Origin of the sequence: Tumebacillus algifaecis (assembly GCF_002243515.1) — a bacterium.
GTDB lineage: Bacteria > Bacillota > Bacilli > Tumebacillales > Tumebacillaceae > Tumebacillus_A > Tumebacillus_A algifaecis.
In genome coordinates this window covers 3,427,806-3,440,000 of record NZ_CP022657.1, presented here as the reverse complement: position 1 = coordinate 3,440,000, position 12,195 = coordinate 3,427,806, and the positions used below count along the sequence as shown (strand labels likewise).

12 protein-coding genes, 1 tRNA gene and 1 rRNA gene (1 of these 14 cut by a window edge) are annotated in these 12,195 nt (G+C 51.2%); 12 read left to right on the top strand and 2 right to left on the bottom strand.

Annotation, left to right across the window (positions count from 1 at the left end; translation table 11 throughout):
- The 5 genes from CIG75_RS14990 to CIG75_RS20795 all read left to right on the top strand — a co-directional run.
- Nucleotides 1-137: ribosomal RNA gene (locus CIG75_RS14990) — 23S ribosomal RNA — on the top strand (it extends 2,793 nt beyond the left edge of the window).
- Nucleotides 138-195: 58 nt separating this feature from the next.
- Nucleotides 196-270, top strand: a tRNA-Val gene (locus CIG75_RS14985).
- 82 nt (nucleotides 271-352) lie between these two features.
- On the top strand, nucleotides 353-502 hold the full coding sequence (locus tag CIG75_RS20800) for a hypothetical protein (protein WP_157729577.1): 150 nt from the start codon (nucleotides 353-355) through the stop codon (nucleotides 500-502).
- Between the two features lie 410 nt (nucleotides 503-912).
- Entirely contained in the window at nucleotides 913-1,476 is a 564-nt protein-coding gene (locus CIG75_RS14980; RefSeq protein ID WP_157729576.1) for a GNAT family N-acetyltransferase, read from the top strand.
- A 92-nt stretch (nucleotides 1,477-1,568) separates the two neighbouring features.
- Complete coding sequence (locus tag CIG75_RS20795; protein ID WP_157729575.1) at nucleotides 1,569-1,733, top strand: hypothetical protein; 165 nt, start codon at nucleotides 1,569-1,571, stop codon at nucleotides 1,731-1,733.
- 89 nt (nucleotides 1,734-1,822) lie between these two features.
- On the opposite strand, the gene CIG75_RS14975 is transcribed toward CIG75_RS20795, so the two are convergent.
- Nucleotides 1,823-2,386 (bottom strand): sterol desaturase family protein, encoded by a 564-nt coding sequence (locus CIG75_RS14975; RefSeq protein ID WP_094238453.1) that lies wholly within the window; start codon nucleotides 2,384-2,386, stop codon nucleotides 1,823-1,825.
- A 123-nt stretch (nucleotides 2,387-2,509) separates the two neighbouring features.
- Between CIG75_RS14975 and CIG75_RS14970 the strand changes: the two genes are divergently transcribed.
- Nucleotides 2,510-3,217: an NUDIX hydrolase gene (locus CIG75_RS14970; RefSeq protein ID WP_094237365.1), complete on the top strand. Its 708-nt coding sequence runs from the start codon at nucleotides 2,510-2,512 to the stop codon at nucleotides 3,215-3,217.
- A 62-nt stretch (nucleotides 3,218-3,279) separates the two neighbouring features.
- Here the strand turns inward: CIG75_RS14970 and CIG75_RS14965 are convergent, their stop codons facing one another.
- Nucleotides 3,280-4,110, bottom strand: a complete 831-nt coding sequence (locus tag CIG75_RS14965; RefSeq protein WP_094237364.1) for an MBL fold metallo-hydrolase — start codon at nucleotides 4,108-4,110, stop codon at nucleotides 3,280-3,282.
- A 104-nt stretch (nucleotides 4,111-4,214) separates the two neighbouring features.
- Here CIG75_RS14965 and CIG75_RS14960 point away from each other — a divergent pair, with 104 nt between their 5' ends.
- From CIG75_RS14960 to CIG75_RS14935, 6 genes are all read left to right on the top strand, one after another.
- Nucleotides 4,215-4,775: a cob(I)yrinic acid a,c-diamide adenosyltransferase gene (locus tag CIG75_RS14960; protein ID WP_094237363.1), complete on the top strand. Its 561-nt coding sequence runs from the start codon at nucleotides 4,215-4,217 to the stop codon at nucleotides 4,773-4,775.
- Complete coding sequence (locus tag CIG75_RS14955; protein WP_227874242.1) at nucleotides 4,772-5,566, top strand: TIGR01457 family HAD-type hydrolase; 795 nt, start codon at nucleotides 4,772-4,774, stop codon at nucleotides 5,564-5,566. The genes CIG75_RS14960 and CIG75_RS14955 overlap by 4 nt, the downstream gene beginning before the upstream one ends.
- Before the next feature lie 838 nt (nucleotides 5,567-6,404).
- Nucleotides 6,405-6,875: a transcriptional regulator NrdR gene (nrdR, locus tag CIG75_RS14950; RefSeq protein WP_094237362.1), complete on the top strand. Its 471-nt coding sequence runs from the start codon at nucleotides 6,405-6,407 to the stop codon at nucleotides 6,873-6,875.
- Nucleotides 6,872-10,060 (top strand): adenosylcobalamin-dependent ribonucleoside-diphosphate reductase, encoded by a 3,189-nt coding sequence (locus CIG75_RS14945; protein WP_094237361.1) that lies wholly within the window; start codon nucleotides 6,872-6,874, stop codon nucleotides 10,058-10,060. Before nrdR ends, CIG75_RS14945 begins: the two co-directional genes overlap by 4 nt.
- A 320-nt stretch (nucleotides 10,061-10,380) precedes the next feature.
- A complete protein-coding gene (locus CIG75_RS14940; protein WP_094237360.1) occupies nucleotides 10,381-11,088 on the top strand; it encodes a DNA alkylation repair protein in 708 nt (235 codons plus the stop codon).
- 316 nt (nucleotides 11,089-11,404) lie between these two features.
- The gene (locus tag CIG75_RS14935; RefSeq protein ID WP_094237359.1) at nucleotides 11,405-12,127 is read left to right on the top strand and encodes a GTP cyclohydrolase II; all 723 of its coding nucleotides are present in this window, start codon (nucleotides 11,405-11,407) and stop codon (nucleotides 12,125-12,127) included.
- The last annotated feature ends 68 nt before the right edge of the window (nucleotides 12,128-12,195 follow it).

The window sequence follows — 12,195 nt, the reverse complement described above, 5'->3', positions numbered from 1 at the left end:
AAGCCCACCTCAAGATAAGACTTCCCACACGGTCAACGTGGTAAGACCCCTTGTAGAAGACAAGGTTGATAGGCTGGAGGTGGAAGCGCCGCGAGGCGTGTAGCTGACCAGTACTAATCGGTCGAGGGCTTATCCTAAGTATGTCCAACACTCACAATTATTTTCGCATCCAGTTTTCAGGGAACAATCCCTTATGGAATCGTAGCTCAGAGGGAGAGCACCACCTTGACACGGTGGGGGTCGGAGGTTCGATTCCTCTCGATTCCACCAGAGAAGATATGAAAAGACCTGATCATCGCGATCAGGTCTTTTTTTGTTTTGAACAATTGATCAGAATGGGGAGTATTTTTTGATGGAGCTTGGCATAGCCAAAATGAAACGTGCTCGAGACATCATCCATCAGGTTAAAGAAAACAAAGAGAATAAATCCGAAGGGGAGCTCGTGAAAGAACTTGATAAGGTATACGAGATTCTCAAGGAATCAATGGTAGAGGGTAAGTAAACTAATCAAACTGTCGGTCCCAAAAAATCTGATGTTCATCTTGGCCCTCAATGTTGGCATTGAGATGTCACTAGGGAGTGTCTTGTGTTTTCTACCATACGATAGAAACAACTATTGGTGCTTTCACTCAAGAAGAAGTAATAGAAGTAGCAGAGTCGGCTCTTACATGATACAAAGAGGCTGCTAGGATAAATCGGGGGTATGTCATCAATTTTGTGTAAACTACAGAAAACAATGACTGCTGAAGATGGGGGTCAAAACGATCTTGGAGCGGTTGGCTAGATATGAGAGAATTTGTCCCCATTACGTCACCCTCATCGTCCACTGCCTGCAAAACAGGCACTTCCCCTCTGCGATTCGCACAAGCGGCACGAGGGTGAGCGGGCATAGGATAGAGTGGAGGGATGCAGATGAAAAAACGCGAAAGCAAAAATATGACGAGGAAATCTGCAAAAAAAGCATCAGGAAGAGTGGCCTCCCAACCGCAACCCGTAGCAAGATCCAAAAAATCAGCACCCCGCTCTGCCCACACGCTTCACTTTCGCCCTCGCGAAGATCATGACAACAGTTTCATCTCGCGCATCACATTGCTCACACTCAAAAAAGTGTTCGAAGAATCGACCAAATCCCCATTGACCGAACAGATCGTCCTACACCTTGTCAACCAAACCGATCACGTCGTGATCGTCGAACAAGCTGGCAAACCGATTGGCTACTACTGTTATGACAAGACGGGTGCGGATAGCATCTACTGGGGCTCGCTCGTCCTCGAGCCTGTCAAACAGGCGAAAGGGTTGGGGAAGAAGGTACTTGAGCATTTTGTCACCGAAGCAAGAAAACAAGGCGTGCGAGAAATCAACGGACATGTTCAGGTCAAAAACAAAGAGGCGTACAAATTCTGGATGAACAACGGTTTTCAAGTGGTCGGGCGAGAAGATGCGGGTTCATTGCCGATCCAATTGCGCCTCGATTAGATGAGCGGTTGCAAGAAAATAATGAGGATACACCTTGTCCTTTTCATGGCCATCCGATAAAATCTTCTATAGATACAAGGGGGTGGCTTCACATGGCAAACATCGGGAACCCGAACCCGGTGACAGACAACAACGCGAAGCAAGTGGGTCTGATGGACGTACTGCTCGCGCCGTTGCTGGTCGTCGGCGTTTCAATCGGCCTCATCGCGATCTTCGCTCAAAACGTCAGTCACGTTTCGACAACTGTAGGTCATTAATAGAAAAATCCCTGGTGGCAGATTGACAGGTTACGTGCCAATCTGCCGCTAGGGATTTTTTACTGCCTTTTTTGCGTTCTCCTTTCCTACTACCCTTGCAACTTGCGAGCGGTCGGGCTTAGTTCGACGCCCTTTTCGTTTTGGAAGGTACCGAGCAGATAATCGATCGAAGGATTGCTCACCCCAAACCAATAGTTCTCGTTCTTGTAATGATGCCAGAGATGTACTTTCTTCATCCACCGTCCCCATGCTGTTAACGGCTTGATCGGGCGGTGTGCGACAAAATGCACCCACTCATAGTACAACAATGCGCCAATCGCCCCGCTCACCACAGCATGTGCGGTCAGCAGATCTCCGGTCAGCCAATAGGTGAACAACCCGAGTAACGAATAATTCGGAATGCTATACCAAACGGGCAAAAACAGCAGATCCAATTCGTTGGGCACCTCGTGATGATCATAGTGCAGCTTCCGCATCATTTTCAAAAGTGTGGGGTTCTTTGGCGGCTTTCGATGGAACAAAAAGCGGTGTGTCGTATACTCGCTGACAAAAAAGATGCCGGCGCCTAGCACAAGGAGCAACCAGACCGAGCCTGCCGCCAAACCACCTTTTAGCGCAACAAATGCCAAACAATAAAGAAAGATAAGACCCATGATCAAAATGCTCGAATGGCTCAAATAGTCACGCAGATGCTTCAATGGAGCAGTCCTCCTTAACTTTGCTTATCGTGGACCATGTAATAGAATGAGAGGAGATCGAAGGAGCGTGAGAAATCCGTGCAAGAACAAGAGATGATTGTACAAGCAGCAACGACGATTTTTGTACGTGATAAAAAGGAGGGCGGCTTGGAGACGTACTTGACCAAGCGACCGGATACGATGCGTTTTTTGCCGGGACATTATGTGTTTCCAGGTGGAACTATGGATGAGAGCGATCAAGACCCGCGCTTAGCCGCACATGCCGCTCCCATCGCATCTGAGCAAAATCCGGACAAGTTGCCACTCGCCTACTGGATGACCGCCTTGCGAGAGTCATTTGAGGAGGCAGGCATCCTGCTGGCGCGCGACCCCAGCGGGCGGCTGGTGAACCCAGAGGAGCTTCAGGAGCAACGCGAGAAGTTGTTGCAAGGCGAAGTCTCCTTTTATGAGGTGATTGCCGGAAGCAACCTACAGTTGGCCACCGATTTGCTGCGTTATTTTGGTCATCGCATCACCCCGCGCCGCGTGTCGAAGCGGCGGTTTGAGACGCGCTTCTTCCTGATGGTGCTGCCAGATGGAATGGAGCCGATTCCTCATACGGGCGAAATTGTAGCTGCAGGATGGACGGACGCTGCAACCGCTTTGGAAAAATGGAGTTCGGGCGACTACCAGATGGTGCCGCCGACGGTGCAGGCGTTGCGGACGCTCGATCGGTTTCAAGAGGCGCAGAGCCTCTGGTCTTCCACGGAGGGCGTTGGCAAGCCGACGTTGGAGGAACTGGCCTAATCGAACAACATCGAACAACGACGGAGGAACCATGCCCGCTCATAAGGGAACGGTTCCTTTTGCTATTTCTTCTCGAGGTAGCGAGCGCCCTCCGTTTTTGACACCCGTCCGTCCCCGACCAGCTTGAGCAGATGGCCTTGAATCGTCCGCTCTGCCACCCAGATCACACTGGGGTGCACCGTGTCCCGATAGACCGCTTGCACTAGCTCATCGACGGTCAGCGCCCGTTCACTCACCAATTCGAAAATCTGTGCTTCTCGCTCCAAACGGCGGCCGATGAAAAAGTCGATCTTTTCCTGTACATTGCCGATCATCTGGCCGTGCCCTGGTGCAATCCAACTTGCCGGGTACTTTTTCAATCGTTGCAGTGTATGCAGATAGGCCCGCAGATCGCCATCGGGAGGGCCGATCCACGTAGTACCTTCTCCCACGATGTTGTCGGCCGTAAAGAGCACCTTATCCTCGGGTAGCCAAAAATTCAGACAGCCGTGCGTATGCCCTGGTGCATGCAACACATGCAGTTCCATTCCGCCAACCGACACGACATCACCGTCGAGCAAGGTATGTTCGATCCGGACGGGCGCAATCTCTCGTTCAATAAAAGCCACCTCGGCCGGATGCGCATAGACGGGGCAGTCAAAATGCGCGGTGAAAAATTTGGTCCCCGGCGAGTGGTCGCGGTGGTAATGGGTGAGCAAGATCGCTTCCACGTTTGGCGAGCCGATGTTTGCCAAATATTCAATGACCGCTTGATGCGCAACCTCATGCTCGTAGCCTGCGTCGATCAACACGGCCGAATTCCCGTTGGTCACCACGTAGACATTTGTGGTGGTCGCCGGATACAAAGTTGGCGTCGTCACAGGCAGTTGGTGCACATGCTGAGTTACTTTCATGAAGAACAGCCCCCTTTTAAAGATCCCGATTTCTGCTTTCCATTATATCGAAAAGGCTCCAACTTCGTATATGATAAAGGAAGACGGAAGGAGAGTGTTAGTTGATGAAAATTTATACTCGCTCCGGCGATAAAGGGGAAACCAGTCTCATCTACGGACATCGCATTCCGAAGGATTCGATTCGCGTGGAGACGTACGGGACGATCGACGAAGCCAACTCGATGATCGGCCTTGGCGTGTCCTACCTGCGCGGCACCGCTTTCGAAACGGATGACCTGATCGAACAGCTGTTGATCATCCAGCGCGAATTGTTCGACCTTGGCCGCGATTTGGCGACCCCAGTGGAGAAAATTGCGGAAAAAGGCTACCATGTCGGCAGCGACAAAACGGCCCGTCTGGAGACGTTTATCGACTCGTTTGACGCAGAGGTGCCGCCTTTGACCAAGTTCATCCTGCCGGGCGGTCACACGGCCGCAGCAGCCCTGCAAACGGCGCGTACGATCACTCGTCGGGCGGAGCGCATCGCGGTGTCGCTTAGCAAGGAAGAGCAGGTCAACCCGGAGATCCAGCGCTATCTCAACCGCCTGTCCGACTACCTGTTCATCGCGGGTCGCGCAATCAATCATCGGGCCGCAGTAAATGAGCCGGAGGTCGATTTTTCGTGAGCGATACGTCTTGGTTGAAAGAGACAGAGGCGTTTCTGATCGATTTGGACGGGACGCTGTATCGGGGCACAGAAGTGATCCCAGATGCGCCCGCATTTATTTGCTGGCTGGAGCAGACCGGGCGCAAATACTTATACGTCACCAACAATTCCTCGCGTCGTCCAGAACAGGTCGCCGAGCATTTGCGTTCCTTCGGCATCCCAGCGGAGCCGGAGCACGTTTTCACGACCAGCATGGTGGCCGCACAATATATCAAAGATCATGGAGGCGCTGGTCAAAAGGCATATGTGATCGGCGAAGAGGGCTTGCAGGATGCGCTTACCGCTGTCGGCTGCGTGCTGAGTGATGAAAATCCCGACTATGTGGTGCAGGGAATCGATCGCCAGTTTACGTACGACAAGTTAAAAACCGCTTCGCTTTGCATCCAAGCAGGCGCCACCTTCCTCGCGACCAACGTGGATAAAGCCCTGCCGACCGAAATCGGTCTGTTGCCAGGCGCTGGGTCGATTTTGGTGGCGGTGAAAACGGCTTCGGGCACCGAGCCGATCGTCATGGGCAAGCCGGAAGCGCGAATGATCGACTACGCAATCGAACTGCTCGGTGTTTCGAAAGAACGTGCGGTCGTCGTGGGCGACAATTTAGAAACGGATATCCTCGCGGGTGTCAATGCTGGTGTGCGCACGGCGCTCGTCTTATCCGGTTTTTCAAAAAAAGAACATCTCGCAGCTGCAGTTGGACAGCCGACATTGATCGTCGATTCATTGACCGATTTGATGAAGGCGGCAGAGTAACCGCATGCAAAGCAAAAACCGTTCCTGCTCAGGGACGGTTTTTTATGATTTTTACAGTCGTATCATGCGGAGCATCCGCATTTTGTACCCTTGTAGGCGAGCAGCACTTTCATTTTCTGAAACGTAGCAAATCGGTAGAGCAGCCACACGATCCAAATGGCCAATAGTAAGCCGATCTGAACATACTGCCTCATCCCTTTCACCTCGCTTGAACCTTCCAATTTATCCCTATACCCTGCGGTAGAAACAGAGTAGACTGACTAAATTGAAAAATCTGTACTAACTAAGCGATTCATAAATCTGTGCTGGCTGTAAAGCGGACCTGCGTCTGAAGTTGACCGAGCCAAACGATGAGAAACAAAAGGCACCTTCAAAAATGGGACGTTTGAAGAATGCGCTTGTGGGCGATCTGTCTTGAAATCTGTAGAAATCATCATCACGCTTCAGGTTATTGCGAATACAGTTATGCAAGGGTGTAATCGAAAGCATGACCTTTCTTTAATTGGCTGGGATTTTTGCTTTAAGAAAAGCGTTTTTCTAGCATCTAGGTCTTTCTTCCTGATTTCGTTTGTCGAAAAACATTTCTCATTTGTCGAAACTGAGACTTGGCGCGGCCTCCGCTTCGTCAAAGTTCACTATGAACCGTTAGGGTCGAAGAACAGGAACCTCGACGCTTCTGGCAAGAATCCTCCATATTTACACGCTCAGAGGCGTTATTTCGCCGTCTTTGGATAACTTGACCATCTCAAAATCTAGTGGGTATAATCACACTTGTTTGCTAGAGAAACACTATATATGGTGTTTCATACGGAAGCAATGAGAGGAGTTGTCGCATGTTATGAGATGTCCTTACTGTTTCCATGACAGTACAAGAGTGATCGAATCCCGCTCGGCAGACGAAGCGGTTAGGCGACGTCGTGAATGCGACAATGTTGCGTGTCAGCGCCGTTTCACGACTTATGAGAAAGTGGAAATGGCACCGCTTTTGGTCGTGAAAAAAGACGGGAGGCGGGAGGAATTCTCGCGTGAAAAGCTCTTGCGGGGCATCATTCGTGCATGCGAGAAACGACCGATCCCGGTCGAAGAGATTGAGGCGCTTGTAGATAGCGTGGAACGCGAAGTACGCCGGGAATATGAAAAAGAGGTTCCGGTCGATGCGATCGGTGAAAAAGCGATGGACAAGCTTCGCACAGTAGACGGCGTCGCCTATGTGCGATTTGCCAGTGTCTATCGGCAGTTTAAAGATGTGGAGACCTTTGCACAAGAAGTGTTGGGTCTGTTGAAGCATGACAAGGAGGATCGGCGATGACAGCAGAGATTCAAGGCAGCATACTTCCGTTTGAGAACGAGGATTATTTGGCACCGACTGGGGAGCGGATCGTGTCGGACCGCTACCTGCTCAAAGACACCAAGAAAGAAACGCTCGCAGTTGGTTCGTTGGTTGTAGCCGTGATCGACAAGAAGCGCGCATTTCATGAGTTGGCGCGTGTCATTGAAGTCGATTCTGCACAAAAAGAGGTCAAAGTCGAGCTTCGCGATGGGTTCCAATTGGAACTCCCGATCGATCAGGTCGATGTTTTACAGGAAACATCGCCGCGTCAAATGTGGGCTCGTATCGCCCGCGGGGCTGCGGAAGTGACCAACGATCCGAAAACGTGGGAAGAGCGCTTCTACAACTTGCAATCCGGTTGGAAGTATGTGCCGGGCGGACGGATCAACGCGTCGCTTGGGACGGGTGTGCAGACCACCTCGTACAACTGTTTTGTCATCCCGAACGTCGGCCCGACTCCGCGTGATTATGCCAACTCGTTCGGCCAGACCTTGGAGATCCAAGCGCGCTCTGGCGGTGTGGGCATGAACCTCTCGCAAGTGCCGCCACAAGGGTCGCTGACTGTGGTGCGCGACGTGCGCAAAACCGATTTGCAGTTGGTGCTCGACGTCTGGCATGCCGACCTGCTCGATTTTTTGAATGAACCCTATCAGAATGCAACCAAAGTCGTCCGTGTCTCCCGCGAATTTTTGCGCGCCGTCGAAGAGGATGCCGAATGGACATTCCTGTTTCCCGATACGAGCGTCGAGCAATATGATGAGATCTGGAACGGCAATCTCACCGAATGGCGCGAGAACGGCTATCCGGTGAAAGAAGGGGAAACGGTTCAGGCTGAATCCCTTTATGAGAAGATTCTGGAAAGTGGAGTTGTGGTGGTGCAAGATGTGATCGGCATGACGCTATTGCCGGGCGATCGCCGCGGTACGATCGCAACGACGCTTGGCGACATGTGGGAGGCGATGGAGCGCGGCAAGCGTGTCTCGGTGATCCTGTCCTCCCTGCGTCCGCGCTACAGCTATGTGCGTGGCGTGAATGGCCGCTCCTCCGGGGCTTACTCGTGGGGCAACCTGTTTGATAAAGGCAACTATGTCTTCGCTCAAGGCTTCGGCCCGGTCAACGTGGGTGAGATCATGAGCGTCGGTTGCCAATTGACTCTGCAAGGCGGTTCCCGTCGCGGCGCGCTGATGCTGATCCTCAACGACCGTCATGGCGACATTCGCAAATTCATCGCCTGCAAGCAGCAGGACGGCGTGATCACCGGAGCCAATTTGTCGGTTGGGATTTCGGAAGAGTTTATGGAAGCCAAAGCTAGTGGGGCTGCGTGGAATGTTGGCTATCCGCACATTGAGGAAATGTTCGATTTCGATGGCGACTTCCATAAGTGGGAACAGTACGGTCGCGAGCTGTGCGTGAGCGAAGCGATGAAAGCGGAAGAGTTGTGGGATGAAATGATGGTATCGGCATGGAAATCGGCAGAGCCGGGCGTTGTCTTCCTTGGCCGTTACAACAAGATGTCCAACTCCAACTACTTCAACCCGATCATCGCCACCAATCCGTGCGGCGAGCAAGGGCTTCCGGCGTACGGCATCTGCAACTTGGGTGCAGTGGTGCTCTCTCGTTTTGCCGTGGGTTTCCGCGGTACCGAGGAGAAGATCTCTTTTGACAATCCGCTTCTTGAAGCTCAGATTCGCGATGAGCTGAAGAAACATTTTGATGAGCAGCAGGCGGAATTTTTGCTTCATCACATCAAATGGGAAGCGTTGGAGACGGCGATTCGCACTGGGCTACGCTTCCAAGATGCTGTCATCGATGCGACCTACTACCCGTTTGAAGAAAACCGTGAGAACCAGATGGCCGAGCGCCGTGTCGGACTGGGCATCATGGGGCTGCACGACCTGTTGATCTTTAGCGGAATTACGTATGGTTCGGATGAATCGACCCGATTTATCGATGTGTTGCTCGGCATGATCGCCGAATGGACCTATCTGGAGTCGGTCGAACTGGCCAAAGAGAACGGACCGTTCCCGATGTTCGATGCTGACCTGTACTTGCAGTCTGGCTACATGCAACAACTGGCCAAAGAGAAGCCGCATGTGACCGATGCGATTCGCAAATATGGCGTTCGCAACGTCACGACGATGACGATCGCTCCGACCGGCACGACCGGGACGATGGTCGGCTGTTCGACTGGATGTGAACCTTATTATGCGTGGTCCTACTACCGCAACTCTCGCCTTGGCATGTTTGAGGAAAATGCGAAAATCGTCGATGATTTCTATCAAGCACATCCAGAGGTAACCGAGCTGCCGGAGTATTTCGTCACCGCGATGGATCTTTCTCCGGTTGATCATGTTCGTGTTCAGGCAGCCCTGCAAAAGTGGATCGACTCTTCGATTTCTAAAACGTGCAATGCGCCGAATTCCTACTCGGTGGAAGATACGAAGAAACTGTACGATCTCGCCTACGAACTCGGCTGCAAAGGCGTCACTATCTACCGTGACGGTTCCCGTTCCGAGCAGGTGCTGTCTTTGAAAGAGGAGCAGACAGAAGAGCAGGTTCAGGGCGAAGCAGAGCAGCAGGCGCTGACACCGGAAGAAATTCACCTGCTGACCAATCAGTCCTACAAGCGCAAAGCACGCCCAGATGTGCTGTACGGAGCGACGTACAAGAAGGACACGCCGCTCGGCTCTGCGTACATCACGATCAACGACGACCCGGAAGACGGCTTGGCGCGTGAAGTATTTGTCAACATCGGCAAAGCGGGTTCCGATGTGTACGCTTCCAACGTGGCGCTTGGCCGTGCGATCAGCCTCTACTTGTTAGATTCGCAAAATCCGAACAAAGAGGGAGAACTGGTCAAAACGTTCTCCGGTATCGGTGGTTCCAGTTCGGTCGGCTTCGGTGAGCGCCGCATCACCTCAGTACCTGATGCGATTGCCAAGTCCTTGATCGAACACTCGGAAACATTCCCGCTGCGTCATCTCGATGAACTGCTGAACGACCAAGAGGTCGCCTGTGGTCATCACGATGGACACGAAGAAAACCGCAAGTCTCTGCGTGACTACAACGTAGGCAAAGACTACTGCCCGCAGTGCCACCAGCATACGCTGGTGCGGCAAGGCGGCTGCAATGAATGCGAGGCGTGTGGGTTTAGCAAGTGTTAGGCTGGGGACTTAGCTGGCACTTATAGAAATAGTACAATAATGATAAGAAATCCTGTATGATCAAGGGTGGAGGGAGTGTACACATGTACATTCCTTCTTTTATTTCAGGGTATTCGAATATCTATTCGCATAATTACGAGAGATGTTTTATACTAACGGCACTTTGGGGATAAATGTGTATTTTGGCTACTAAGAGGGTCGGGCGGAAACGGGTATGATACGGTCGACGCGAATATGGCACTCGGATTTGTCTCGTAGATCCGAGTTGTTGAAATAGACTTGCATTGGGTATGATTTACAAAGGAAGGATGTGCAGAACGATGGATTTCGAAATTGTGATGCAGGAACTGGAAGCGCTCGGCAAGGAACGAATCAAAAAGACTTATCTAAGCAATGGTGCACACGAGCCGCTTTTTGGCGTGGCGACAGGCGAAATGAAGCCGCTCGCAAAGAAAATCAAGAAAAATCAACCTTTGGCCGAACATCTTTACGCCACTGGGAACTACGATGCCATGTATTTTGCTGGCATCATTGCGGACCCAATGGCAATGACGGAGGCGGATTTTGAGCGTTGGATCGATGCGGCGTATTTTTATATGCTGTCCGATTTTGTGGTTGCAGTAACTTTGGCAGAAACCGATTTTGCGCAAGTTGTTGCCGATAAATGGATCGCAAGCGGTGAAGAACTTAGAATGTCCGCGGGCTGGAGCTGTTACTGCTGGCTATTGGGGAATCGCCCGGATGGTGAATTTAGCGCCAGTAAGATGGCCAGTATGCTTCAGCAGGTGGAAAAAACGATTCACGATTCTCCTGATCGAACGAAGTCGGCGATGAATAATTTCATCCACACAGTCGGAATTTCATATGCACCGCTCCACGATAAGGCAGTTGAAACCGCAATGGCAGTAGGCCAAGTCGAAGTCAAGCGGGGCAAGAAAAAAAGTAGTCTCGCGCTCGCTTCCGAAAAAATTCAAAAGGATGTAGATCGCGGACTGCTTGGTTTCAAACGCAAAAATGTAAGGTGTTAGCCCAGTTTGCGGTGGAGTCGGACTATGTGCATATATGCACTTCGAACCCCAACTAAGGTATATTAGCCAGATCTTGCTGAAAACGAATCTGTTGCATACAAAAACGCTAGAAGCGTCATGCTTAGGGCATATGCACACGCATATGCCCTCTTCACTCTCCCAACTCACGGAGTTCAGAACCACAATTGTCATTCCATATTGACAACAGCCTAAAAACAGATAACATACTACATAAAAGTAACCGAGTTACAAATAGGAAGTATTAGCATAGGAAATCGCAGTGATGAAAAACTAGAAACAAAAAGGAGTTCTCCAGATGATCGATCCAAAAGTGCTTACCCTTCTTCAAGATAAAATCCAAGTCCTAGAGTCGAGCGACGAAATGATCTACTTGGTGGGACCGATTCGCTTGCCGGTCAATTTGGACGGCGAGACGGTGGTCTTTCAGTGGTACTGTTGGTTAAACTGCGGCGAACTGGCTTGTGATACAGAACGGATGATTGAAAAATTATCGGATGCCGAGCTTGCTGAACTTCAGCAGTCGAGCGTGCTGGTATATGGCGATTTTGACACGGCGGAGGACGCGCTGATCCGTTTCCACAGCATTTGCCACACGGGTGACATCTTTGGGAGCAAACGCTGCGATTGCGGCTATCAGTTGACGCAATCGATGAAAGAAATTGTGAACCACGGCTGCGGGGCGCTGTTCTATCTCGCCAATCATGAAGGGCGCGGGATCGGCCTGTTCAGCAAAGCGATGGCGTACATCTTGCAGGAAAACGGATATGACACGGTTGATGCCAATTTTGCACTCGGCTTTAAAGATGATACGCGCAACTACGAGGATGCGATCATCGTGCTCAAAGCATTGCGTCAACAACCTGTCACGTTGATGACGAACAATCCACGCAAGTTGGAGGCGCTTCTCAACGCAGGGTTGAATGTCTCCGAACGCAGGCCGCTCTGGGGCGATGTCTCCGAATTTAATGAGCGCTACTTGAAAACGAAGGTCGAGCGATCTGGACATTTTGATGAATAAGCACAAGAGACATATGCAGATGCATATGTCTCTTTTTTCTTGACAAAACAAACGTATTCAGATAATGT